The organism is Hyunsoonleella jejuensis, from assembly GCF_900111025.1.
In the GTDB taxonomy this organism is placed as follows: Bacteria; Bacteroidota; Bacteroidia; order Flavobacteriales; family Flavobacteriaceae; genus Jejuia; species Jejuia jejuensis.
Genome location: NZ_FOFN01000002.1, coordinates 1 through 26,070 on the forward strand (window position 1 = coordinate 1; position 26,070 = coordinate 26,070).

Here is a 26,070-nt window from a genome sequence, read left to right on the forward strand (position 1 = left end):
GCCTTTGCTATTGCAAAAAGTGGATTGCCTTATGATGAGAACTTTGTTTCAAAATTAGCTCAATAATACTTGTTTTTTAACTCAGTTCTTTGTTGGCGTTAGTGTTTTTAATCTACGATCTGCTTTGGATCTGCTATTGCGACGGACTCATTTCTACGCATCAGTCGGCACAGGAGTAGAGCCGGCGTGCCTAGCCCAATTATAGTTCACCCGAATTTTGCGGGCAAGCGTGATGTCCGTTGCGTGCTGTTTATTTGGGTCTGGATTCGTGTTGATGAAAATTCGTTAGGCTTTTTGTCCGCGTTGTTGGAAACTGATTTTAAAGGGTCCATTGAGAGCATTGTTTGCGTACTGCTACGACGCGTTGCAACATTAACGCCAACGGTTTTGTGTATGATTTCGTTGCGTGGTTTAAGCACTAAATTTAGCAAATAAATCACAGATAGAAAGTCCGCGAGGACTTTCGTAAGTAGGCTATAACTAGCAATGAATTATACACGTTGTTGTGCTTTCGTTATTTTTTATCGTAATTCTCTATTGCTAATAATAATTCATTTCCAAAAGTTACTTGTTCTTTATAGAAACTTGTCAAGTCGGCAGTAAATAAGAAACCTCTATATAAAAGGGACAATACAATATCATTTCCTTTATGCTCACAAAGTTCATCTGTATAATTCCCAACAACTTCATTAAGTTTTTGATTTGGCCTTTTTTCAAGTTCAATCCATTCTGAAAAGAAGCCACTTTTGTGTAATTCTAAATCCAAATCATTTGCCCAAACTTGTAGACTTGTTTCCTCAAATATAACTTTATCTACTGCATTGTAATAATTGTAAATCAGTTCTTCAACTTTTGGATTGTCAAGATGTTGTAAATAACCAGAATTCTTTAACGATTCAAATCCACTACGATTATAATTCAAGGGTTGCTCAATAATCATAACAAATACAGCAGAGGTTATGGCTTTTTGGTCATTCCAGTTTTTATTTGAAATCAATTCTGTTGCATTAGCACACAATTGTGATTGTTCAGTTCGTGTTTTAATCATAAGCTCACTAACTTTTAAATCACTTTCTACATTTTTAGCAATTTTATCTAAATAATTTTTGAGTGCTTGTTTTTCATTTCTGACTTGATTTTGATTATTTACTTGAAGCGCAATTAAAATCCCAATAACAACAAGGATAATTTCTCCGATTGCATAAATCAAGTACTTACTGAATTTGTTTTCAGTCAGCATTTTTTGTCTAATTTTTCTAAAGAATTTTATCATTGGTTAGCGGTTTCTGATAATGAAGCACAACGGTTTTGTGTATGGCTCGTTGCGGAAAATCAGCTATGATTTTCCGCCGTAACCGAAAGATAGCAAATTGCAATGAATTCCGATTAGGAATTCAGCCGCAATGAGCTATACACGTTGTTGTAAACTGTGCTTTTTTAGTCATTTGTAATTGCTATAAAATCTTTCTCGGATAATATTCTAATGTCAGTTCCTTTTTCAATTAGTTCTTCAGCTTTTCGGTGTTTTGAACTTTTGGAATAACCTGCGAGTTTTGTTGTGTCCTGAATTCCAACTACAAGCATTGTTGTTTTTTTACTCACGGAATTTCCAACATTACAGCCTAATTCAGATGCTAATTTTCCTGCTTCTGTTCTTGGCATTGATAAAGCTCCAGTAAAAACAATATTTTCTCCGTAAAGAGGTCCATTAGGATTTCCGTCTAATTTTATACTTGTGGAACCGCTTGCGTAAATATTAATGGGTTTTCTTACTCTCGAAATCCAATCCGTTAAATTCATTTCGCTTTTGTCGAATGCTTGAAGCATTACTTTTCCAGTTGCAATTGCATCTTCGAGGGCATTATGATGTTCAAATTCAATTCCTAAATGGTCAGCAACATTGGCAAGTCCATAACCAGAGTAAGCAAACTCTTCCCAAGTCCGTCTCACGATTTTTGCTGAATCAAGCCAATTAGTTTCTATTAAATCCAATTCGTAAAGTTCGCACGCACGATTGATTGCAATTCTGTCAAATGGCATATGATGTCCGACTACTTTATTTTCCAGAACCTCTTTTAATTTCGGATAAACTTGGTCAAAAGTCGGTGAGCCTTGAACCATTTCTTCTGTAATTCCGTGAATTGAAATGTTCATTCCGTCGAAGTAATCGTCTGGGTCAATCAGCGATTCCCATTTTTCGGTTAGCTCTCCGTTTTCGAATTTGGCAAGTCCGATTTGACAAATACTTGAATAGTCCGCATTGGCTGTTTCAACATCTAAAACGTAAAATTCATTCATTGGTTTTTGGTTTGGTCAGCATTGTTTACAACTCGTATATATATACAGTTAATACGAAGATAGAAAATTTGTGCAAATTATTCTAATCTAGCTGTACATGCTGTACTACAAGTTTTCAACAGTCATGCATTTTGTATATCAAATTTGTTATTTTTGCATGGTTTGATATATAAAATACCCGTATGGTTTTACAGAATTATACTTTTGAGCCTAATGTGCTTCGCCAGAAAAAAATAATCTTAATAAAGTTTGATTTTAACGAGCGTTTAAAAAACGACCTACGAAAAAAATTTCCTTCCGCAAGATGGAGTAACACTAAAAAATCTTGGTACTTACCAGATTTACCTTCGGTGAGAACGGCGCTTAAATTAGAGGCACAAGATAGAATGTTAGAAAAAATTTCTATAATTCATCCTATAAACAAGGAAGCTTATGGCAATCTGCACAAACAACTTACACTTAAAAAATATAGCAGCAACACAAAGCGCATGTATATGAGCGAGTTTCTGCATCTCTTAAGTTTGTTAGGAGACTTTTTTGTAGATGATTTATCGCCTAAACGCCTTAAGGATTACTTTTTATATTGTGTAAAGGTGGAAAAAATGAGTGAGAGAAAGCTTAATGGGAAAATTAACGCTATAAAATTTTACTTTGAGCAAGTATTGCACCGCCCTAAAATGTTCTTTGATATTCCCAGACCCAAGAAACCTATTACCTTGCCTAAAATGTTAAGTAAATATGAAGTAAAAAAAATACTCCTTGTTACATCAAACCTTAAGCATAAAATTGCCTTAAAGCTATCTTATGGCATGGGACTTCGGGTATCTGAGGTTGTAAACTTAAAAATTAAGGATATAGATAGCAAACGCATGCTAGTGCATGTAAGAGGGGCAAAGGGCAAAAAAGATCGTTACGTGCCCTTACCTAAAAGTTTGCTTAAAGACCTTAGGGAATATTACATTTCTTATAAACCAAAAGTATTTCTTTTAGAAGGGCAATATGGCGGAGCCTATGCAAAATCTAGTGTGCAACAAGTTTTTAAAACAGCCATGAAGAAAGCAAGAATTAAAAAAGATATAGGCATACATGGTTTACGCCACTCTTATGCAACCCATTTGTTGGAATCTGGTGCCGATATGCGTTTTATACAAGAATTGTTAGGGCATAATTCTATAAAAACAACGCAGGTATATACAAAGGTAACCACCCAAGCACTTCATAAAGTTATTAGCCCGCTAGATACCCTTTAATTTAAGTTATTAGGGATATAGGCATCCTTAAAACTTTTGCTGCGAAATTAATTTAAAGCTAATAAAAGTGATGTTTGGCTGTATAAAAAACTTACAACCACTTTTTGCGTTTAAAATAATAGAGTAGCCCAAGAAAAATAAGAACCATAACGCCCCACACAACAAAGTACCCATATTTAGATTGTAATTCTGGCATATACTGAAAATTCATGCCATAAATACCTGCGATAAAAGTGAGCGGAATAAAAATAGAGGCCATAATGGTAAGCACCTTCATTACTTCGTTCATTTTATTGCTAATAGTGGTCATATACATATCCATTAAACTCCAAATCATTTCACGATAAATATCAATATTTTCTGAGACTTGAATAAGATGGTCATAGATATCCCTAAAGTAAGTAAGTGTTTTGGCATGTATGAGGTTGCTTTCATTTTTTTCTATACGGTTAAGCACCTCCCGTAATGGAAATATGGCGCGACGCACTCTAAGTATTTCTCGTTTTAACTCTTGAATGCTTCTACTGGCATCTTCTTCAATTTGGCCCGAGAAGATTTTAGTTTCAAAATCCTCAATTTTATCCCCAAGTACTTCTATTACGCCAAAATAATGATCAACTATTGCATCAATAAGGGTATATAACAAATAGTCGGCATCCATAGTTCGTACACGCCCTTTGGCATGACGAATACGATCTCTAATGGCATCAAACACATCACCTTCTGCTTCTTGAAACGTTAGCACGTAATTTTTACCTAAAATAAAGCTTACTTGCTCCGATACTATAGTTTTAAATTCATCATAATACAGCATTTTTAGTACAACGAATAGATAGTCATCATACTCATCTATTTTTGGACGTTGGGCGATATTCACAATATCTTCCATTACTAGTGGGTGAATATTGTAGTTGGTCCCAAGTTTTTCAATATCATTTACATAATTGAGACCGTTTATATTTAACCATGTAACAGAATCTGAATGCACGAACTCAAAGCTTTCCTCAATACTTTGAAGTTCTTTTTCGGTGCAATTTTCTTTGGTATAATCAAAAGCCTCAAGAACCAGTTTAGATTTAGAACGTTCTCCAGTATAAACTACACTCCCCGGGATTTGTCCTAGCTTTTTTTTAGACCTATAGATTCTTTTTCTTGGCATTTTACAATGGTTAGTCTAAAGATAAACAAATTTAAACAGCATCTGCACCATCGTCGTCAGTGTTTTCACTTTCAATGGCATCTTTTTCAACCAATGTTACTGCTTTTTGGAGCATGAGGTTATTAGGATAAGTAACCAAATCTCCGTTTTCTAATCTTAAATGGAGTTGAAAAGCCCTAATATCTTCAATTATGGCTGTTACAGGAAAATCCTTGTCGTGAATAGCAATTTTATCGCCTACTTTATAAGGGAAATTAAAGAACATAATAATGCCAGAGGTTACGTTACTTAAAATAGACCAAATAGCAAAAAGCGCAATACCTAGAATGGCAAAAACAGAGGAAAATATAACGGCTATGTCCTGGAATTGTGCACCAAATACAAAACACTCAATTAAAACACCAATAATAAGTAACGATACACTCACATACCTGCGCATTAACCGTATTCTAGCATCGTTTATACCGCTTTTTCTGCCTATTTGTTGTATAAGCGTATTGGTTAGTAAACCAATAATAAGTAAAACAACGATTACAATACCAGTTTTTATAAATTGCGTCTGGTACGTTTCAAAAAATTTAATAATCATAATTAAGGGTAAATATGATACAAAGATACACGCAAATTAGTTTAATTGTAATGTATCTCTTAAAACTTCACTAGCATTATCATTTTTTTGCCAATAAGGAGATTTTAGGGTTTTTAATTTACTCGCCGTAGTCGTCATGGTTTTAGGGCCACTCTTAAATGTTTCTTTCCATCCCAAAACCTCATAAGGGAATGTAGGATTAAAATTAATAATTAAAGTTCTGCCCAAACTTCCGTAAGTTAAGGCATAACTATTATTCGTTAGTGTTGCGCTGGCAATATAAGGTTTAATGGTTTTATGTTTCATCCGTAAATACTCAAACGATGGTATAATGCTTATATCTCCAGTAGGTAGCGATTTAGGATTAATGCGTAACTGGGTCCATAATTCGTTCTCCAATATGGTTTTTTCAAGTTTGAAGTTTTTATCGGCTTCCCCTTCAAAATATGAATGCGACATAATATTGAATTGCTCCCTGTTGTTCAGTTGTGCATATATCTGCCCGCACCATTCCTGAATAGAACTTGATAGTTTTAAAGCATGCTGATTATTAGCAACCGGATAGAACGTACTTTGCATTATAGAATAGGGGTAAATGCCGGTATTAAATTTTTTGGTGGCATTAAGTTTTAATACAGGAATGTTTGTAGCATTCTGGTTATTTGCCTTTACCTGAACGTCTGGAAGAAAATCCTCGGTAACATAAATTAAAACTGCTTTTCCGTCTCGCATTTCACCATAGCGTGCCTGTTCTAATGTATAGGATGAAATTTCCGCTTCGCCTGCATACCAATAATCTTTAAATTCCTGAGATAAGGGTTCCGCTACTTTTGTATGTTGTTGTGTGCTATTTGAAGCTAAGAGATGGTCGGTTTTTTTAACTTTTTTACAACTTTGAAGTGTGGCTAGCGCAGAGATAAGTACGCACGTAATTGTGCCTAATACAGCAATCTTTTTCATAAGAGTCTATTTTTTGTAAAATTACAAACTAGCTAAAGGTCCGCAATGGTATTTAACGTTTTGTAAACAAGGTGAACAGGAAGCCCCATAACGTTAAAATACGAGCCTTCTATTTTGGTAACGCCTATTTGCCCAATCCAATCTTGTATACCATACGCACCAGCTTTATCAAAGGGTTCACAAGTGCTGATGTAATACTCAATTTCTTCATCCGTAAGCCGTTTAAACGTTACTTTGGTAATATCATGCAGTGTTTTTTCGTACTGTGGCGTTGTAAAGCACACCGATGTAATTACTTCATGAGTGGCATTGCTCAAGGATTTTAAAATTGAAAACGCTTCGTCTTCATTTCGAGGTTTCCCTAAGGCTTTATCTTGATGCCAAACAATGGTATCGCTCGTAATAAGTATATCGTTGGGCTGTAGTTCATTTTTAAACGGTAACGCCTTGAGCTGTGCTAAATAATTACTTATTTCAAAATGGGTTAAACGTGCGGGATATTCTTCTTCTACGGGTTTCAATCGTATCTCAAAAGCAACATCTAAATCTTTAAAAAAAGCCTGACGTCTCGGAGATTGAGACGCTAAAATAATATGATGATGTTTGAGTTTTTCTTTGAGCATTAATTGAGTATAACAAACTTGTATAAAAGTAAAGAAAGCATTCCGAATAGCATAATCCATTTATACAGCGATGAAATATGATGAAAATGCGCTTTTGATGTGGCGTTAACCAATGTAATAATAGCATAGATAAGCGGTGCAATAACCAATACTAAAAAGTAAATTAGCATGATTTGGTGCTTGTACAATTGCGTAACCGTATAATGTGTAATAACAAATAGCGGTATGATATTTAAAACTATAAGCAGGTTTTTGCTACGCTCCCTTCCAATCGCAATAGGCAAGGTGTTTAGTGCTGCTTTGTAATCGCCATCCGTATCCTCAATATCTTTTGTAATTTCCCTTAGCAGTGTCATCATAAATGCAAAAATGGCGTAATCCAAAATAATTTTAAAAAATGTAAGCTGAATGTCTCTATTGATTTCGGTGAGGTTAGGGGTAAGTTCAAACAACCCAACTATTAGGATGCTTGAGGCCACTAAGGCAGAAATCGTAATATTTCCAATAAGTAAAATGCCTTTTAAATAGGACGCATAAATATAAAGCAATGCCGAAACCACAACAAAAATGGTAAAAAACGGACTTTTGCCAATACGATACGACAGGTAAAAGCCAATTAAAACCCCAATAACATTAAAAGCGATAAATAGGTTATATGCTGTTTTTTCTGAAATGGCTTCCCCTATAATGAGCTTGTTTGGTTTGTTGATAGCATCGGTTTCAATATCATAAATATCGTTAATAATATTACCTGCTGCGGCAATACAAATAGTAGCGAGAATTAATAAAGTAATTTCAAACCCATCTAAAGCAGTGTGCACTCCAAAAGGCTCAAGTAGCGCGTACTTAATTAACAATTGCACAAGAGCAATCATCAATAGGTTTTTCCATCGCATAAGGTTAAATAAATTCCAAAAACTAAATTTCAAAAATAAAATATTGAATTGCGTTACTACCTACTGCTACTGCACACGATTACTGAACTCAATCATATTTCGCATTAAAATTGCCACTCCACTTTCCTTGAACTTTCAATACTTGTTCAATGACATCGCGAACAGCGCCATTACCTCCGTTTTTGTGAGATACATATTTGGCTATGGCCTTAATTTCTGGCACCGCATCTTGCGGACAGCAGGGGAGACCAATACTTTTCATTACGGGATAATCCGGAATATCGTCGCCCATGTAAAGCACCTGTTCCGATGTTACATTCTTTTTAGAAAAATAATCATCCAACTGCTCAATTTTATGGTGCGCACCCAAATAAATATCGGTAATGCCTAAACCTTCTAAACGTAGGCGCACCCCTTCATTTGTACCCCCAGAAATAATGCAAATATTATAACCCTTATCAACCGCAGTTTTAAGGGCGTAACCGTCTTTTATATTCATGGTGCGCAACATCTCACCAGAAGAGGTTATGTGCACTGTACCATCGGTAAGCACACCATCCACATCAAAAACGAAGGTGGTAATTTGGTGTAAGTATTCTTTGTAGCTTTTGTCTTCCATAAGTTGTTTTTTGTTGCACTATCGTGTTGATGTGCCATGGGTGTCTTGAATAGACTTGGTTAATAATTTATAAATATCCTTATGTTGCTTTTTATTTAAAAGTTTTAAATGTGCTGCAATGGTCTTGGTATCGTTGCGTTTTGCAGGCCCTGTTTGCGCCATATAAGGGGAAATCTCTTGAACTTTTTTTGCGGTTTCTAAAATTAGTGGTTTTAACAAATCAAATTCCGCAGCTTCCGATTCTGTAATCTCATGCCCAATTCTGTATAGTTGATTTGTAAAATTATTAACAAAAACTGCTGCCAAATGCAATACTCTGCGCTGGTCGCTATTTACTTTTTTAACAGGACTACCAATACTTTTGGCGATATTTTTTAGGATTTGATAATCGCTCTTATCTATAGTTTCAATACAAATGGGCACATCTTTAAAGTTAAGTTCTGCGGTTTTGCTAAAAGACTGTAAAGGATAAAATACACCGCGTTTGTGTTTCTTATCTAAACTATGAATGTTAAGGCTGCCGGAGGTATGCACTACTAACTTGTTTTTAAAAGGTAAGACTTTGGATAGGTTTGCAATGGCATTATCGCTAACGGCAATAATATACACATCGGCATCTTCTAAAGTATTTAAATCATCAGTAATGCTTACTAGGTTTTGGTATTGAGATATAGAATCAATACCCCGGTTAAACCATTGTTTTACAAATATTTGATTAGACTTATTAAAAGCTTTAAATAAATGTGTAGCAACATTGCCAGCACCTATAAGTGTTACTGAAATCATAATGCTAAAATAAGCAAGAATTACGATTTACAGTTTATGTTTTATGTTTTTTTGATGACCTGATACGATTTAAAACTATACTTTTGAAATATGACAAAACGCGATTTGAAAACCAGGGAAGACGTACATCTTTTAGTGTGTGCTTTCTACAATAAGGTGAGGAAAAATGAAATTTTAGGACCTTTTTTTAATGAAACTATTAAGGATTGGGATGCGCACTTGGAAGTACTCACAACGTTTTGGGAATCGAACTTGTTTTTAAAAACTCGTTATTCTGGAGATCCACTGCAGGCGCATGTAAACATTGATAAGGCCTTTAACCATAGTATTTCTGAAATGCATTTTGGTATTTGGCTCAATTTATGGTTTGAAACTATAAACGAACATTTTGAAGGCGATTATGCTGAAAACGCTAAACGGCGCGCCCGAAAAATGGCAACTTTTATTCATTTAAAGATTTTTGAGGCTAGGAGCTAGTTATCATTTAAGTTACAGCAAAGAATCTCATTTAATATAATATATTTTTCGCTTTACCCTTAATAACGCAAGGCTTTTTATAGCAGTACCTTCTTCATTTTATAATCATCCATCACAAATCCATTACCGATATCAATTACAATCGCCCCTAAATGTTTAAAACCTAAGTTTTCATAAGCCTTGATAGAGTTGGTATTGCCTTTATTTACAGTAAGCGAAATGCTATTACAGCCCCATTCGTTGGCTTTGTTTTCAATAAATACTATGGCACTTTTACCAAAACCTTTACCGCGTTGAGATTTTAATAGGTAAATTTTACTTAGAAATAAATCTTGATCTTCTTTCTTAATCGCTATGTAACCAACCGCTTTGTTATCAAACATTAAAATATAATAGTGATACCCTTCTAAAACCTGTTGTTTAATGGTTTTAGCCGACTGAAACTTATTCAGCATATAATCCACTTGGGGTTTCCCAATAATGGAGGTATAGTGCTCTCGCCATATGGCTTCAGCTAACATTTCAACTGACGTAAAATGTTCGGATGTAGCGGCTTTTAAAAATGCAATCATATCACATATAAAAATATCATAAAGAAATGAAATATAGCACCAGCCAAAACAAAAAGATGCCAAATAACATGATTGTATGGTATTTTTTCAACAGCATAAAAGATAATGCCAACTGTATAAGCTAATCCGCCAGCAAATAACAACAAAATACCATTACTGTGCATGAGGTTGGATAAATTGGTAAAATCAAAGACAATTAACCAACCCATAGCTAAATAGAGCAAGGTTGAGAACACCTCAAACTTTCCTGTAAAAAATAATTTAAGAACAATGCCAAATGCCGCAATGCCCCAAACCACATAAAACAGGGGCCAGCCTAAACTTTGTTCTAAGGTAATAAGAAGTACAGGGGTATACGTGCCGGCAATCAATAAATAAATGCTTACATGATCTATAATTCTGAAATAATGTTTTTTAGACTCGTTTCTAACAGCATGGTATAGCGTAGAGGCCATAAAAAGTACGATTATTGAAACACCATAAATAATGACACTTCCCAGGCTATATGCCGTTTTCTTGGTTTCAAAAACAACCAGAAGTATCAGTGCAACAATTCCAAAAATAGCACCAATGGCATGACTTGCAGTGTTCAGTTTTTCTTCAAAAGCTGTTTGAACCCTCATACTTAAGGCGCTTTAGTTTTTCCGTAAATCCATTTATCGGTCAGATCTAAAAAATTGATATCTAGCGCAGGTTGCTGTCGTTCTAAACGCCCACTCTGGAAGTTGCGCTGTAAAATGTCCTCGATTAAATAATCTTCCTTGTTATTCCAAGGGTCGTATTCCTTTTTTAGTTTAATATCAAAAACGTTCGCCGTGGTATTGTACCAAAAGGCGCGCCAACCGTTGCGCAGCTCCTTTACCAAATCAAAGGCGGTACGCCCCGTTTGCCTATGAATTAGTTTTACTAAAATTTGTCCTTCGGTACGGGTTAGTTTTTTTAGCTCATCTGAGAATTCACCCTCAATATATTTTTGCACACGCTTGGTGTAGCGTTTTCTTTGTCGCTTTTTAGTTATGGTTTTTAAACGTTTGGTTAAGGAGTCTAAACGTTCTGCGGCCATTTTAGCATAAGGATATACTTTAATGGTCTTTCGGCGTAAAATTAAATAGCGAATACGATCTTCTTTACTGTTGAATTCTAACTTATGCAGCAGCATTACTTCATTTAAATCAATCGCCGTTTTGGGTATAGAGTCGCCCTCTATAACAATATAAGTTACATTGGTGCTGTCTTGCTCAACCTTGTTTATTTGTGAGAAGGTTAAAAAAGGGAAAAACAAGCATATGTATATTAAAAGCTTCATGCTAAGTTTGTTGGAGCAATTACGGTTTCAAAATTAATAATTTACATTCTCTTAAACATTCATTTTGTATTTATATTATTATTTTAGTGCAAAATCTTGAACACATGGCGAAAAAGTCGATTTTAAACAAAAAATCATTAGAATTTTTAGAGAAATACTTAAATAATGCGGCTCCTACGGGTTATGAATGGAGCGGCCAAAACTTATGGATGGATTACCTAAAACCCTATGTTGATGAGTTTATAACGGATACATACGGTTCGGCTGTAGGCGTTATCAATCCAAAAGCAACCTATAAAGTAGTTATTGAGGGGCATGCTGATGAAATTTCTTGGTACGTAAACTATATAAGCGATAACGGTTTAATTTACGTAATAAGAAATGGAGGTAGCGACCACCAAATTGCACCTAGTAAGGTGGTGAACATACACACTAAAAATGGTATTGTGAAAGGTGTATTTGGGTGGCCAGCAATTCATACACGAAATAAATCTAAAGAAGAGCCACCAAAACCAGACAATATTTTTATTGATTGTGGTTGTGCAACCAAAGAAGAAGTAGAACAACTTGGGGTACATGTAGGGTGTGTAATTACCTATCCGGACGAGTTTCACATTTTGAACAAAGATAAATTTGTATGTCGCGCTATTGATAATCGCATGGGCGGATTTATGATTGCGGAAGTAGCGCGCTTATTAAAAGAAAACAGAAAGAAACTACCTTTTGGTTTATACATTACCAATGCCGTACAAGAGGAAATAGGTTTACGTGGGGCACAAATGATCACAGAAACCATTAAACCTAATGTTGCCATAGTTACTGACGTTACCCATGACACAACAACCCCAATGATTGACAAGAAAAAGGAGGGGCATTTAGAAATAGGTAAGGGGCCAGTGGTAGCGTATGCTCCAGCAGTGCAACAAAAATTACGTGATTTGATTACGGATACCGCAGAAGAGAAAAAAATACCATTTCAACGCTCTGCATTATCAAGGGCAACAGGTACTGATACAGACGCTTTTGCCTACAGTAACGGCGGTGTGGCTTCGGCATTAATCTCATTGCCATTACGTTATATGCATACTACTGTAGAAATGGTGCATAAAGAGGATGTAGAAAATGTAATTAGATTAATTTACGAAAGCATATTAAAGATTAAAGACGGTGATAGTTTTAGTTATTTTGAATAGCTAAAATTCGTGTAAATTAAAAAACATTTATCTTGTTTTATAGGTAAGATGTTTTATATTTGCACCGCTTTTAAATTAAGTTTTAAAATGCTAATGGTCGCGTAGCTCAGCTGGATAGAGCATCTGCCTTCTAAGCAGACGGTCACAGGTTCGAATCCTGTCGCGATCACGAATAAATAGAAAAGCCGAAAACGAAATTGAGTTTGCTCAAAAAATTGTTTTCGGTTTTTCTGTTTTCAAAACGGAATGTTTTCAGGATATACAATCCTCTTGCAATTACAGAAGCCTTTGCTATTTTTAGTGAGGTTTTTTTGTTGCTAGCGCTTTTTGGCAGTGTATTACTATTTTATTGCCGTTTGCATCTGTCGTAAAAAACAAGTAATCGTTCCCGCCATCTTGAATTTTAAATTTTTCACGAAGTTGCTGAACGGTTTGGGGAAAATTTCTTGTTGTTAAGTTTGCTTTCTTAATGTTGAGTTGCTTAATTTCTTTTTTGTTATAAGGCGCTATCTTTTGAATTATAAAGCACCTTCCAGGAAAATCAATAAGATTATCTGAGGTGTATAAATGCGAATGTTGATGTAGCTTATTTACATTTAGTTGCAGCGATACTTGGTTAAAACCACCAGATTTTAAAATAGCAGTATTCGGCTCGTACAAGTATGTGAGTGGTTTGCTGTAAGTTGTTTTTGTTAAATGTTTTTCTTCTAGTTTAAAACCAAATCTTTCAATAGAGGCTTTTTTTAAATTGACAGTTTCAATTGAAATGACACCATTAAATCCATTTTCTAATATCCAGAGCAATTCTTTTACTTCATTATTTATGGCAACAACATGAATGGTTTTTACATATTTCAATCCGTTGTTACCAGCGGAAATATCTAATAAGGGCGATGTTTTAATCATCACATTCCTGCTGTGGCGGAATAATAACTCTAAATTTTCAGGAACATTAGGTAGGCAGTCTCTTAAAAAGAACACTTTTCCTTTGGAATCATGTCGTCTAGATGGATCTATATAAATCCAAGAGTAATGAAGATCATCATTCTGCTGTAAATAGCCTAAACCATCAGTATTATGAGTTTCAATCTTATCAACTTTTAACTGCTGATAATTATGTTTTACAATTGTTGATAGTTCTGGATTAATTTCGCAATGTACAACCTTTTCAAACTGCTTAGAGAAGTAAAAAGAATCAACTCCAAAACCTCCAGTAATGTCAATAAGGGTATTTCCGCTAATTAATTCAGATTTATATTTTGCAGTAGTTTCAGATGAGGTCTGTTCAATATTAAGCTTATTGGGGTAGTAAATATTCTTAGTTTTAAACCAAGTTGGAAGCTTCTTTTGGCAGCGTTTTTTAGCTTCAATTTGCTCTACTATTTCATTAGTTTTTACATTTGAAAAGTTGGTGCCTTTCAGAAGTAAAGCATTTGTATCAGAATTAATATTTGAATTTATAAAATTCTGTATTTCAGTATTTAAAATATATTTATTCAAATAAAAACTATAAGTCTTTAGTGAGTTTTTTAACAATCTTATTTTCAGATAAAAATGCTTTTAGAATTACTTTAATGGCAGTGTAAGCGGGTATGGCAATTATTAAACCTATAACTCCAAATAAAATTCCTGTAATAAGGATAACCAAAAAGATTTCTAAAGGGTGGGATTTCACACTTTTAGAGAAAATAATAGGTTGACTACCAAAATTATCTACCAATTGTCCGATAGCAAAAACCAATAAGACCCAATAGGTTTTTGGTAAAATTATTTCACTAAAGCTTTCGCCTAAATTACTGGTCATAGTTAATGTAAGCATCAAAATTGCGCCTATAACCGGCCCCACATAAGGAATTAAATTTAGAAGCGCACACAAAAATGCAATAACTACCGCATTTTCTACACCTATGATTAACAATCCAATCATATAAATAATAAATAAAATCAATATTTGAAATATCAACCCAACGAAATAGCGCGATAATAAATCTTTTATTTTGGTTGAAGATGTTTTCCAGCGTGACTCTTTATTATCAGGAATAAAAATTAAAAGACCGCTTTCAAACAATCGGCTGTCTTTCAAAAAGAAAAACGAAATAAACAATACAGAGAACAGCCCGATACTAAAACTACCTAAACCACTTAAAATTGAATTTAAGAAATTGGGGATTAGCGCAAAGTCTATTTTTGAAAGTAAATTAGAATTTTTAAGCGATTGCTCCACATCAATATGGTGCAAATCAAAATAGGTTACAATTTCTGTGTAAAGATTTTCAATATCACTTTGAAGTTCATCAATATTTAAAAGTGATAAATTATGTCCTTGTTCAATTATCAATGGAATAAAAAGACCTACCAACCCAGAAAAAAGACCCAGCAATAGAACCATTGTAACAACAACAGCTATGGTGTTTCTAAATTTTAGCTTTCGCTCTAAAAACAGTACTATTGGGCGCCCAATTAATGAAATAACGGCGGCAATGGCAATGTAACCAATAACCGATTGAATTTTAAAAAGAAAATAGAGTAGTACTAACACCCCACAGATGATGGCTACTGCCCTTAAAATTCCGTTAGCTATAATTTTTGAATTCATGAAGTAAATATATGAAGATTTACAACAATTGTTTAGTGATTTCGTAAAGTGCGATATTAGTGGCTTGTACTACATTCATACTGCTATTTTGTCCAAACATATCAATATGAATGATTTGGTCAGATAGGTTCAGTATATCTTCTGAAACTCCGAAATTTTCATCACCAACAATTAAAGCAATTGGTTTTTCTTTTGAAAAATTATGGTTATGAACAGGCATACTGTTTTCGGTAATTTCAAGTGAAACAATATAATAGCCCTCTTTTTTTAGGGTCAATACGCTATCAATAGCGTTTTTAGCTATTTGAAAATCAACAACTTTTTCAGTTGCTCTTGAAGTTTTTGTCATTTTCCTTCCAAAGGGGATATGGTCGCCACACAAAATAAGCTTTTCAATGCCAAAAGCATCCGAAATTCTAAAGAGACTTCCAATATTTGGAGCATTAGTAACATTATCACAAACTACAATAATTGGGAATTTGTGTTTTTTAAAATGTGTCGTGTAGTGGGTGAGTTGCATTTTCGTTAGCAGTAAAAGTTTTGCGTTTGAGTAAGAGTTCCCCTTTTGGGGGTTAGGGGGCTTTTATTAATGCTCAAAAGCATACTTCACAATATTAGCACCCATTTTAAGGGCCTTTTGCCTGACATCATCAGGGTCGTTATGTACTTCGGGGTCTTCCCAACCATCACCTAAATCGCTTTCAAACGTAAACAAAAGCACTAACCTGTCTTCATGAAAAATACCCATGGCCTGCGGTCGCTTTCCGTCGTGCTCGTGTATTTTTGGTAAGCCTTTGGGGAATTTATAGGTAATATTGAAAATAGGGTGGTTTTCTGGAATTTCAATTAAATCGTTATTGGGAAATACTTTTTTCAGTTCTTTTCTCAAAAAGGGTTCCATACCGTAATTGTCATCAATGTGTAAAAATCCTCCAGAAATTAAATAATTGCGCAGGTTTTCGGCATCATCATCACTAAAAAATACATTTCCATGTCCTGTCATATGTAAGAAAGGGTATTGAAAAATATCTGAACTACCAGCTTCCACTGTTTGTGGTTGACTTGAAATTTTAGTTTTAATAGTCTCGTTACAGAATTTAATAAGATTTGGCAGTGCTGTTGGGTTACTGTACCAATCGCCACCACCTTTATATTTTAATACAGCCACTTCTTGCGCAAAAGAAACAAAAAACAATAAACATGAGATAAGGGACAAGAGATACTTCATAAATACAACGTTTTTACATTTCATTTACAAATGCTACCGAATGGCAAGCAACTATAGCAGCAGTTTCGGTTCGCAGTCTAGTTTCGCCTAAAGTTACGGGAATAAATTTGTTGGCCATAGCTATTTCAATTTCTTTAACACTAAAATCGCCTTCGGGCCCTATAAGAATCGTTATGTCGGTTTTAGCCTGCAATAGTGTTTTCAACACTTTTTTGTTAGTCTCTTCGCAGTGTGCAATAAACAATTGCCCATCAAAATCTTGAGATATGAAATCTCCAAAACCTACAGCATCATTCAATTTAGGTAAATAGCAATTGAGCGACTGTTTCATGGCAGATTGCAAAATACGCTCAAAACGTTCTTTTTTAATGACTTTACGCTCGCTATGGTCACAAATTATTGGAGTAATGGTGTCTATGCCAATTTCTGTGGCTTTTTCTAAAAACCATTCGTAGCGGTCATTCATTTTAGTAGGTGCAACAGCGAGATGCAAGCTGTACTCTCGTTTTGGCTGCTTTTCTTTTGAAATAATTTGGGCAGTGCACTTGTTGTTGGAAACAAAATCGATTTCAGCAATAAACAACCAACCATTTCCATTGGTTATATGTAGTTGGTCTCCAACAGATTTGCGCAACACTTTTATGATATGCCTGCTTTCTTCTTTTTGAAAAGCGAATTGCGAGGTTTTTTCGTTAATGTCTTTATTATAAAATAGTTGCATTTTAAATTTACAATATTTGACTTATTAGATACTGCTTAAAGCAAACTGTAATCTTAAATCTTCAATCTAGCCGAAGCCATAATATCTTGGTCCGCAAAACTGCCCTCTAAAAATTTTAAATAGCCTACAATAGCAATCATAGCAGCGTTATCGGTGGTATATTCGAACTTTGGTATATATGTGGTCCATCCAAATTTTTGTTCCCCATCCTTTAAGGCTTTCCTAATGCCTGAATTTGCAGAAACACCGCCACCTATAGCCACATGCTTTATTCCGGTTTCTTTGGTAGCTTTCTTTAGTTTATCTATTAAAATTCCTATAATGGTGTACTGTATTGAAGCACAAACATCATTTAATTTTTCCTGAACAAAGTTAGGATTTGCTTTTGTTTCCTTCTGTATAAAATACAGAATAGCGGTTTTTAAACCAGAAAAACTAAAATTTAAGCCATCAACTTTGGGCTTGGTAAACTTAAATGCCTTTGGGTTGCCCAGTTGTGCGCGTTTATCAATTTCAGGGCCAGCAGGATAGCCCATTCCCAAGATTTTTCCACTTTTATCATAAGCTTCACCTACAGCGTCATCAATGGTTTCACCAATTACGGTCATCTTAAAATAATCGTCTACCCTAACAATTTGTGTATGGCCTCCAGAAATGGTCATTGCCAAAAATGGAAACGGTGGTTTTATAAAATCGTTTTCCTCTATAAAATGAGCCAAAATATGGGCTTGCATATGGTTAACATCAATCAACGGAATATTTAAACCATAGGCCAAAGATTTCGCAAAGGATGTACCGACTAGAAGACTCCCCATTAATCCAGGCCCTCTTGTAAAGGACACAGCACTAAGTTGGTCTTTAGTTATACCAGCTTTTTTTAATGCTTGATGTACTACTGGCACGATATTTTGCTGGTGGGCACGTGAGGCTAATTCTGGTACCACACCACCATAAGCTTCATGTATGTTTTGGCTTGCTACAACATTGCTTAATACCTTGCCGTTATGTATTACAGCAGCCGAAGTATCATCGCAAGAAGATTCAATACCAAGGATAAAAATATTTTGTTCTGCCATTACTTAATATTAGGCACAATAATTGTTAATTTTGAAAACAAGTTAAACACCCGTTTTTCTTTTAGAAATTTTAAAATACAAAACTAGGTATAATTTTAATGTTAACTAGCCTAAGTTTTGTGTTTCTGTGTAACATAATGTAATTAGACAAACCATTAAAAAGGCCCTTAAAATACTATATAAGATAGTAGCAATATTAGTATTGCTGTTTGTTATTTTGGTGCTAATTCTTTCCATTCCATCGGTACAAACATCTTTGGGCAATTATGCTACCAAACGCCTAAACGATGAGTTTAAAACAAATATAAATATTGAAAAAGTAGGACTTCAATTTAATGGTGATGTAGAACTTAAAAATATTTATGTTGAAGATTTTAAGAAAGAAACGCTCATAAGTATTCGGGAACTAAACACTTCTATTCTAAGCTTTTCAAATTTAATTAATGGGCAATTGGTATTTGGAGATATTGATATTATAAACTTAATCTTTAATATTAAAACTTATGAAGGTTACAAAGACACCAATCTTGATGTGTTCGTAGCTAAACTGGAAGGTGATAATTCTGAAAAAAGCGATGGCAGTTTCTTGCTATCCTCTAGTGACGTTTCAATTTACGAAAGTACGTTTAGGCTATTAGATGAAAACAGGGAGACTACCAAAGTATTAGAGTTGGAAGATTTAAATATTAACGCAACCAATTTTTTAATTAGTGGTAGTGATGTAAGCACACGAATAAACACATTATCGTTTCGTGATAGCAGGGGTGTAGCTGTTAAAAATTTAATGACCAATTTTAAGTACACTCTTTCAAGTATGACGTTTGATAAACTTGAACTAAAAACCGAAAATTCCACCTTAAAGGGCGGCTTAAAATTCCTCTACAAAAGAGAAGACCTGCAATATTTTACAGATAAGGTATTATTGGAGGCATCATTTAAAGACTCTAGTGTTTTAATGGATGAATTAAACACGTTTTATGATGAGTTCGGTAAAAATCAATACACAAACTTTAACGTAAAACTGTCTGGAACCTTAAACGATCTAAAAGCAGAAGATTTGGTTTTAAGCACAAGTAGCCACACAAAAGTGTATGGTGATATTGTTTTTAAAAACTTGTTTAGTAAGGCAGCTAATGATTTTTTAATGGATGGTAAATTTACCAATCTTACGTCTACCTATAAAGATTTAAAAGCGTTGTTGCCAAATGTATTAGGCGATGCCATACCTTCATCGTTTGATAGGTTGGGTAAATTTAAAATCAAAGGTAATTCTCAAATTACGGCGTCAGAAGTAAGGGCGAATATTAAGATGGATACGGAATTAGGCTTTGTAAATTCAAACCTACACATTACCAATATAAATGATATAGATAACGCTTCGTATAAAGGAAGAATTGTTCTAGATACTTTTAATTTAGGCACGTTTATAGAAGACTCTAAAGTTGGTAAAGTATCTTTAGATTTAAATGTTGACGGAAGGGGATTATTAGCCGAAACTATTGATACTGAAGTTAAGGGCGATATATATGAGCTAAACTACAATAATTACAATTATAATAAAACTCAGGTTTCGGGAAAAATACGGAACAAGATTTTTGATGGTATTCTTTTGGTAAACGATGATAATTTAAAATTAAAGTTTAACGGATTAATTGATTATTCTGAGACTATAAACAAATATGATTTTGAAGCCGATATAGATTATGCCAATCTTAACAGGCTTAATTTCGTGAAAAAGGATAGTATTTCTATTTTTAAGAGTACTGTAAATATGAACATGAACAGTAGTAATCTTGATGATGCCTATGGCAGAATTACTTTTAGAAATACATCCTACAGGAATGAACATGACATTTATAATTTTAAAAGTTTTAAGATTGCATCGCGTTTTCAAGGTAGCACGCGATACGTAGACATAGATTCTCCAGATATTATTGAAGGTGGCATACACGGAGAGTTTTCGGTAAGAGATATTATTAAGCTTTTAGAGAACTCGGTAGGTAATATTTACACAAATTACAAACCGCATGTAGTAGCCGATAATCAGCGTATTAATTTTAATTTTAAAATTTATAATAAAATTATTGAGGTAATTTATCCAGAAGTTGAATTGGGTAAAAACACATTTATTCGAGGAAGTATTCATAGTGAAGCCGATAAATTTAAGCTTACGTTTAAGTCGCCCCAAATAAAACTGCTAAATAACTTTGTAAAGGATATTGAGTTGCAGGTAGATAATAGCAATCCGCTTTTTAACACCTATGTAGAGGTAGACAGTATTAATACAAAATATTACAATGCATCAAAGTTTAGTCTTATTAACGTTACGGTTAACGACACATTATTTATGCGTTCAGAATTCTCGGGAGGAAAGCGCAATAACGATAAGTTTAACCTAAGTTTTTATCACACCATAAATAAAGAGAACAACTCTGTAGTTGGGTTTAAAACATCAGATGTAATAGTAAAAGATTATAAATGGTACATTAATGGTAGTGATGATAGGTTTAATAAAATTTCGTTTAATAAGGATTTATCTTCTATAGAAATAGATAGGTTAAATATTAATCATGGTAGAGAGGAAGTTACCCTTTCAGGGTTTATTAAAGATTCAACCGAAAAAGATTTAAAACTAAAATTTAAAGATGTAAGGCTTTCTAAAATCACTCCAGATATTGATAGTTTAAAGCTTAATGGTATCGTAAATGGGGAGCTTGATATTCTTCAAAAGAATGGAAGCTATCTACCTAACTCCACAGTGATTGTTGAAAATTTTAAAGTGAATAATTTCCCGCTGGGAGATTTTAATGCTCAAATTATTGGTAACGAAGACTTAACAACCTATAATGTAGATGTAAGTATAATAGATGAGGTTAAAAGTACATTTTCTGCAATTGGTAATATTGATGTAGGTAGAAATCGTTCTAAAATTGATGTAGATTTAGAATTCGACAGATTTAACCTTAGCCCATTAAATCCGCTCTTGTCAGGTGTGTTATCAAATATTAGGGGAGAAGCAACGGGTACAGCAAATGTTGTAGGAAACCTAATTAAACCTGATATTATTGGTCAATTAAACTTAAATAATGGCGGGTTTACAATACCTTATCTTAACGTGGATTATCAATTCAACAATAATGTAAAGGTAGGTTTAGAAGAGCAGAGTTTCTTGTTCAGTGAAATAAAACTAACAGACACAAAATATAATTCTACAGCGCAATTAAATGGTAAGCTAAGCCATAATAATCTATCAGACTGGAGACTAGATTTAGGATTATCAACCGAAAGATTGTTGGTTTTAGATACGAAAGAAACCGAAGAGTCCTTATATTACGGTACCGGTTTTGTTGGAGGCTCTGCCAGTATTTTTGGTCCTACTGAAGAATTGGTAATTAGCGTAGTGGGTGAAACTAAGAGAGGCACAGTATTTAAGATTCCTTTAAGCGATACGGAGTCTTTTGGAGATAATTCCTTTATACATTTTATAACACCAGAGCAAAAACAAGCAAGGGAAAAAGGTGAAGAATTTGTTTTAAACGATGTTGAAGGTTTAGAGCTAGATTTTGATTTAGATGTAACGCAAGATGCAGAATTAGAGATAATTATTAATAAAGAAACAGGGCATGCCTTAAAAGGAAGAGGTGTTGGCGGTTTACTGGTCGAAATAAATACTAACGGAAAGTTTGATATGTGGGGTGATTTCTCGGTTTTTGAAGGTGTGTATAATTTTGCTTATGGTGGTTTAGTTCAAAAACAATTTATTGTACAACCAGGTGGTACTGTGGCTTGGGAAGGAGACCCTTTAAAGGCACAAATAAATATGCTTGCCACATATAGAACACAAACCAATCCGTCTCCATTATTAGACAACCCAATAAATAGAAGTATTCCCGTAGAATTAAATATTACACTTACGGGCGATCTTGAAAGGCCGCAACCAAGTTTTGATTTTGAATTCCCTAATGCAAATTCTACTATAAAATCGGAGTTGCAGTACAGACTGGATTCTGATTCCGAAAAAGAAAACCAAGCATTATATTTTTTGGCAACCGGTGGTTCTTTTCAAAATAGAGGTTCGGGCCAATTAAATGTATCTGGTACTATTGCAGAACGCTTAAACGGTATTGTAAATGGTATTTTTACAAGCGAGGATGGTAAAATAAATTTCGGATTCAATTATGAAGCAGGTCAGAATAGGCCAGATTACCAAACCGATGATAGAGTAGTAGCTACGTTTCAAACCCAAATTAATGACAAAGTATTTTTTAATGGAAGTGTTGGGGTGCCAGTTGGCGGTGCAAGTGAGTCGCAAACAGTTGTTGCCGGAGATTTAGAAATAAACTTTTTACTAAATGAAGAGGGTACGCTATCTGCCAAAGTATTTAACAGGGAAGTAGATATACAAAGTTTCGGACAAGATATTGGTTATAAGCAGGGGGTTGGTCTATCATATAATGTAGATTTTGATACCTTCCAAGAACTAATAAGGAGTTTATTTAAAAAGAAACCCAAATCCAAAGAAGTTTTAAACAAGGATAACGAACAAGTCGAAGCCGAAGCACTACCTGATTTTATTTCGGTAAAATCTTTAAAAAAATAAGATTAAAATACGTCTTAACCTTTAATATTATTACTAAGTCCCACTTTGTTATCAACTAAAACGTTATAGTTTTGTTATAGTATTAAAATATGACATATGTTATAAAAAAATGGTTTTTGTTTAGTAATTTTACCTCGAAAAAAGAAAATTGATGTCTACAAAAATAAAGAAAATAGGTGTTTTTACTTCAGGAGGAGATTCTCCTGGAATGAATGCTGCGGTGCGTTCGGTTGTTAGAACATGTGCTTATCATGGTGTAGAATGTATAGGGATATACAAGGGCTATGAAGGTATCATGAATGGCGAATTTGAGGTTATGGGACCAAGGAGTGTTAAAGGCATTATTAATAAAGGAGGTACAATTCTTAAATCTGCGCGATCTAAAGAGTTTAGAACCAAAGAGGGTCGTAAAAAAGCTTTTCAGCAATTAATAAAAGCTGAGATAGACGCACTCGTAGCCATTGGTGGTGATGGAACGTTTACCGGAGCGATGATTTTTAATGAGGAGTTTGGTTTTCCAGTGATGGGAATACCGGGTACTATTGATAATGATATTTTTGGAACCACACATACTTTAGGGTTTGATACAGCATTAAACACGGTGGTTGAAGCTATTGATAAAATTAGGGATACTGCAAGTTCGCATAACAGATTATTTTTTATTGAAGTTATGGGACGAGATGTTGGGCATATAGCACTTAACGTAGGTATTGCTGGTGGTGCTGAAGAGATACTTATACCTGAAGAGGATTTAGGGCTGGACCGTTTAAAAGAATCTTTAAATAAAAGTCGTAAATCTGGAAAATCGTCAAGTATTGTTATTGTTGCAGAAGGTGACAAAATTGGAAAAAACATTTTCGAACTTAAAGAGTATGTAGATGAAAACATGGAAGGTTACGATGTTAGAGTCTCTGTATTAGGGCATATGCAAAGAGGAGGCTCACCATCTTGTTTTGATAGGGTTTTAGCAAGTAGAATGGGGGTTAAAGCGGTAGAGTCTTTAATTGAAGGCAAAACAAACTATATGGTAGGTCTAAAAAACAACGCAATGGAATTAACACCTTTACATAAAGCCATTAAAGGAAAATCAAAAATTAACTTAGAATTACTTCGTGTCTCAGACATTATGAGCACATAACATTAATAAATAAGAACATGTCAAAATTAAAAATTGGAATTAACGGATTTGGAAGAATAGGTAGAATCGCTTTTAGAGTAGCAGCTTCTAGACCTGATATTGAAATAGTTGGAATCAACGATCTACTAGACGTTGAGCATTTAGCGTACTTGTTGAAATACGATTCTGTTCACGGTAGATTTAACGGTACTGTAGATACCAAAAACGGCAACTTGGTAGTGAACGGTAATGAAATTAGAATTACTGCAGAACGTAACCCAGAAGATTTAAAATGGGATGCTGTTGGAGCAGAAATTGTTCTGGACTGTACAGGTATCTTCACAACATTAGATAAAGCACAAGCACATATTAAAGCAGGAGCTAAAAAAGTAGCTATTTCTGCACCGTCTGCTGATGCACCAATGTTTGTTATGGGGGTAAACCATAAGAAAATAACTGCAAACGATACAATTGTATCTAATGCATCATGTACTACAAATTGTTTAGCGCCTTTAGCTAAAGTAATTGATGATAACTTCGGAATTGTAGAAGGATTAATGACAACAGTGCATGCAACAACTGCCACACAAATGACAGTAGATGGGCCTTCTAGAAAAGATTGGAGAGGCGGTAGAAGTGCATTAGCAAATATCATTCCTTCATCTACTGGTGCTGCAAAGGCGGTAGGTAAAGTAATTCCTGAATTAAATGGAAAGCTTACAGGTATGGCATTTAGAGTGCCTACTCCAAACGTTTCAGTAGTTGACTTAACAGTTAAAACTGAAAAAGCAGCGTCTTGGGATGAAGTAAAAGCAGCTTTAAAGGCAGCTTCTGAAGGAGAATTAAACGGTGTTCTAGGATACACTGAGGAGAAAGTTGTATCTCAAGATTTTGTATCAGAACCATTAACAAGTGTTTTTGATGCTGACGCTAGTATTGCTTTAAATGATAATTTCTTTAAACTAGTATCTTGGTATGATAATGAGTTTGGATATTCAACTAAATTGGTTGACTTAGCTCAATACATTGCGACTGTATAATTAGAGAATTTAAATTAATAATAACTCCACAGAGTTATTGTGTTATAGCACAGTATTCTGTGGAGTTTTTTTTACCATATAACTATGATTTTAATTGTTGACAGTGGTTCTACAAAGTCCGATTGGTTGGCTGTAGATAACAACGGAAATAAATTGATGGAAAAGGTGCGCACCAAAGGACTTAATCCAGCTATTTTAAGTGAAAAAAAACTATATAAAACAATTAATAAAAGTGAAGAACTTATTTCCAACAGCCAAAAGGTAACCCATATTTTTTTCTATGGAGCAGGCTGTGGAACAGAAAACCCGAGGGCATTATTAAAAGAAGTGTTGGAAGATATATTTCCAAATGCTGAGGTTTCTGTAAACGAAGACACTCTTGCGGCAGTTTATGCGCCAATAAATCATCCTAATGAAGCTGCAGTTGTTTGTATTATGGGTACTGGCTCTAACTGTAGTTATTATGATGGCAATACACTACACCAACGCGTTAACTCTTTAGGATACATTCTTATGGATGATGCCTCAGGCAACTATTATGGTAAGCAATTAATAAGGGATTATTATTTTAATCATATGCCAGAGAATGTAAAAATAGCATTTGGTGCAAAATACAACATGGATTCAGACTACATTAAATATAACCTTTACAAGCAACCAAGTCCAAATGCATATCTTGCTAATTTTGCCGAATTCATGTTTTTACATAAAGATTCAGAATATACCATAGAACTTATTAAAAAAGGGGTTAGGCTGTTTGCCAAAAATATGATTATGCAATTTAAGGAAGAACTAAAAACTGTTCCTGTACATTTTGCTGGATCTATTGCATATTTTTCACAGAAGGAAATTAGGGAAGTAGCAGAAGAAATGGGATTTAAAGTTGGTAATTTTGAGCGCAGACCTATTGATGGTTTGGTACCCTTTCATACAAAGGATTTATAATTTATCGAGTAAAAGACAG

The 26,070-nt window shown here is 34.4% G+C and carries 25 protein-coding genes and 1 tRNA gene; 8 read left to right on the forward strand and 18 right to left on the reverse strand.

Annotated elements, in window-relative coordinates; translation table 11 throughout:
* Positions 1-514: 514 nt before the first annotated feature.
* Together BMY39_RS06650 and BMY39_RS06655 are read right to left on the reverse strand one after the other, a co-directional pair.
* The gene (locus tag BMY39_RS06650) at positions 515-1,273 is read right to left on the reverse strand and encodes a hypothetical protein (protein ID WP_092577808.1); all 759 of its coding nucleotides are present in this window, start codon (positions 1,271-1,273) and stop codon (positions 515-517) included.
* Between the two features lie 164 nt (positions 1,274-1,437).
* Positions 1,438-2,298 (reverse strand): exonuclease domain-containing protein, encoded by an 861-nt coding sequence (locus BMY39_RS06655; RefSeq protein ID WP_092577815.1) that lies wholly within the window; start codon positions 2,296-2,298, stop codon positions 1,438-1,440.
* A gap of 182 nt (positions 2,299-2,480) precedes the next feature.
* On the opposite strand from BMY39_RS06655, the gene BMY39_RS06660 reads away from it, so the two are divergent.
* A complete protein-coding gene (locus BMY39_RS06660; RefSeq protein ID WP_092577818.1) occupies positions 2,481-3,548 on the forward strand; it encodes a tyrosine-type recombinase/integrase in 1,068 nt (355 codons plus the stop codon).
* A 91-nt stretch (positions 3,549-3,639) separates the two neighbouring features.
* Here BMY39_RS06660 and corA read toward each other — a convergent pair whose 3' ends face one another.
* The 7 genes from corA to BMY39_RS06695 form a co-directional block, all read right to left on the reverse strand.
* Positions 3,640-4,707, reverse strand: a complete 1,068-nt coding sequence (corA, locus tag BMY39_RS06665) for a magnesium/cobalt transporter CorA (RefSeq protein WP_092577824.1) — start codon at positions 4,705-4,707, stop codon at positions 3,640-3,642.
* Between the two features lie 31 nt (positions 4,708-4,738).
* Positions 4,739-5,296: a mechanosensitive ion channel domain-containing protein gene (locus BMY39_RS06670; protein WP_092577829.1), complete on the reverse strand. Its 558-nt coding sequence runs from the start codon at positions 5,294-5,296 to the stop codon at positions 4,739-4,741.
* 36 nt (positions 5,297-5,332) lie between these two features.
* Positions 5,333-6,256, reverse strand: a complete 924-nt coding sequence (locus BMY39_RS06675; protein WP_092577833.1) for a septum formation inhibitor Maf — start codon at positions 6,254-6,256, stop codon at positions 5,333-5,335.
* 32 nt (positions 6,257-6,288) lie between these two features.
* Positions 6,289-6,879: a Maf-like protein gene (locus tag BMY39_RS06680; protein WP_092577836.1), complete on the reverse strand. Its 591-nt coding sequence runs from the start codon at positions 6,877-6,879 to the stop codon at positions 6,289-6,291.
* On the reverse strand, positions 6,879-7,775 hold the full coding sequence (locus BMY39_RS06685) for a geranylgeranylglycerol-phosphate geranylgeranyltransferase (protein WP_092577838.1): 897 nt from the start codon (positions 7,773-7,775) through the stop codon (positions 6,879-6,881). Before BMY39_RS06685 ends, BMY39_RS06680 begins: the two co-directional genes overlap by 1 nt.
* A gap of 88 nt (positions 7,776-7,863) precedes the next feature.
* Positions 7,864-8,394, reverse strand: coding sequence for a KdsC family phosphatase (locus BMY39_RS06690; RefSeq protein ID WP_092577840.1), 531 nt, complete (start codon positions 8,392-8,394; stop codon positions 7,864-7,866).
* 18 nt (positions 8,395-8,412) lie between these two features.
* Positions 8,413-9,180, reverse strand: a complete 768-nt coding sequence (locus tag BMY39_RS06695; protein ID WP_092577842.1) for a Rossmann-like and DUF2520 domain-containing protein — start codon at positions 9,178-9,180, stop codon at positions 8,413-8,415.
* A 90-nt stretch (positions 9,181-9,270) separates the two neighbouring features.
* Here BMY39_RS06695 and BMY39_RS06700 point away from each other — a divergent pair, with 90 nt between their 5' ends.
* Positions 9,271-9,657: a group III truncated hemoglobin gene (locus tag BMY39_RS06700; RefSeq protein WP_092577844.1), complete on the forward strand. Its 387-nt coding sequence runs from the start codon at positions 9,271-9,273 to the stop codon at positions 9,655-9,657.
* Between the two features lie 77 nt (positions 9,658-9,734).
* On the opposite strand, the gene BMY39_RS06705 is transcribed toward BMY39_RS06700, so the two are convergent.
* The 3 genes from BMY39_RS06705 to BMY39_RS06715 are packed head-to-tail and all read right to left on the reverse strand — an operon-like array spanning position 9,735 to position 11,535.
* A complete protein-coding gene (locus BMY39_RS06705; RefSeq protein WP_092577846.1) occupies positions 9,735-10,229 on the reverse strand; it encodes a GNAT family N-acetyltransferase in 495 nt (164 codons plus the stop codon).
* On the reverse strand, positions 10,226-10,852 hold the full coding sequence (trhA, locus tag BMY39_RS06710; RefSeq protein WP_092577850.1) for a PAQR family membrane homeostasis protein TrhA: 627 nt from the start codon (positions 10,850-10,852) through the stop codon (positions 10,226-10,228). Before trhA ends, BMY39_RS06705 begins: the two co-directional genes overlap by 4 nt.
* Before the next feature lie 2 nt (positions 10,853-10,854).
* On the reverse strand, positions 10,855-11,535 hold the full coding sequence (locus BMY39_RS06715) for a DUF4294 domain-containing protein (protein WP_092577852.1): 681 nt from the start codon (positions 11,533-11,535) through the stop codon (positions 10,855-10,857).
* A gap of 104 nt (positions 11,536-11,639) precedes the next feature.
* Between BMY39_RS06715 and BMY39_RS06720 the strand changes: the two genes are divergently transcribed.
* Together BMY39_RS06720 and BMY39_RS06725 are read left to right on the forward strand one after the other, a co-directional pair.
* Positions 11,640-12,728 (forward strand): M42 family metallopeptidase, encoded by a 1,089-nt coding sequence (locus BMY39_RS06720; RefSeq protein WP_092579127.1) that lies wholly within the window; start codon positions 11,640-11,642, stop codon positions 12,726-12,728.
* A gap of 95 nt (positions 12,729-12,823) precedes the next feature.
* Positions 12,824-12,897, forward strand: a tRNA-Arg gene (locus BMY39_RS06725).
* A 128-nt stretch (positions 12,898-13,025) separates the two neighbouring features.
* Here the strand turns inward: BMY39_RS06725 and BMY39_RS06730 are convergent.
* From BMY39_RS06730 to tsaD, 6 genes are all read right to left on the reverse strand, one after another.
* Positions 13,026-14,228 (reverse strand): THUMP-like domain-containing protein, encoded by a 1,203-nt coding sequence (locus BMY39_RS06730; protein WP_092579129.1) that lies wholly within the window; start codon positions 14,226-14,228, stop codon positions 13,026-13,028.
* 7 nt (positions 14,229-14,235) lie between these two features.
* Positions 14,236-15,324 carry an AI-2E family transporter gene (locus BMY39_RS06735; RefSeq protein ID WP_092577854.1) on the reverse strand — a complete coding sequence of 363 codons (1,089 nt, stop codon included), beginning with the start codon at positions 15,322-15,324 and terminating at the stop codon, positions 14,236-14,238.
* A gap of 19 nt (positions 15,325-15,343) precedes the next feature.
* Positions 15,344-15,844 (reverse strand): TrmH family RNA methyltransferase, encoded by a 501-nt coding sequence (locus BMY39_RS06740; protein WP_092577856.1) that lies wholly within the window; start codon positions 15,842-15,844, stop codon positions 15,344-15,346.
* Between the two features lie 66 nt (positions 15,845-15,910).
* Complete coding sequence (locus tag BMY39_RS06745) at positions 15,911-16,552, reverse strand: DUF4159 domain-containing protein (RefSeq protein ID WP_092579131.1); 642 nt, start codon at positions 16,550-16,552, stop codon at positions 15,911-15,913.
* A gap of 13 nt (positions 16,553-16,565) precedes the next feature.
* A complete protein-coding gene (locus BMY39_RS06750) occupies positions 16,566-17,273 on the reverse strand; it encodes a 16S rRNA (uracil(1498)-N(3))-methyltransferase (RefSeq protein WP_092577859.1) in 708 nt (235 codons plus the stop codon).
* Between the two features lie 53 nt (positions 17,274-17,326).
* A complete protein-coding gene (gene tsaD, locus BMY39_RS06755; protein WP_092577861.1) occupies positions 17,327-18,349 on the reverse strand; it encodes a tRNA (adenosine(37)-N6)-threonylcarbamoyltransferase complex transferase subunit TsaD in 1,023 nt (340 codons plus the stop codon).
* 202 nt (positions 18,350-18,551) lie between these two features.
* Here tsaD and BMY39_RS06760 point away from each other — a divergent pair, with 202 nt between their 5' ends.
* From BMY39_RS06760 to BMY39_RS06775, 4 genes are all read left to right on the forward strand, one after another.
* Positions 18,552-22,949: a translocation/assembly module TamB domain-containing protein gene (locus BMY39_RS06760; protein ID WP_092577863.1), complete on the forward strand. Its 4,398-nt coding sequence runs from the start codon at positions 18,552-18,554 to the stop codon at positions 22,947-22,949.
* Between the two features lie 151 nt (positions 22,950-23,100).
* Positions 23,101-24,087 carry a 6-phosphofructokinase gene (gene pfkA, locus BMY39_RS06765; RefSeq protein WP_092577868.1) on the forward strand — a complete coding sequence of 329 codons (987 nt, stop codon included), beginning with the start codon at positions 23,101-23,103 and terminating at the stop codon, positions 24,085-24,087.
* A gap of 17 nt (positions 24,088-24,104) precedes the next feature.
* Complete coding sequence (gap, locus tag BMY39_RS06770; protein WP_092577872.1) at positions 24,105-25,106, forward strand: type I glyceraldehyde-3-phosphate dehydrogenase; 1,002 nt, start codon at positions 24,105-24,107, stop codon at positions 25,104-25,106.
* Positions 25,107-25,190: 84 nt separating this feature from the next.
* Positions 25,191-26,051, forward strand: a complete 861-nt coding sequence (locus tag BMY39_RS06775; protein WP_092577875.1) for an N-acetylglucosamine kinase — start codon at positions 25,191-25,193, stop codon at positions 26,049-26,051.
* Positions 26,052-26,070 lie beyond the last annotated feature (19 nt).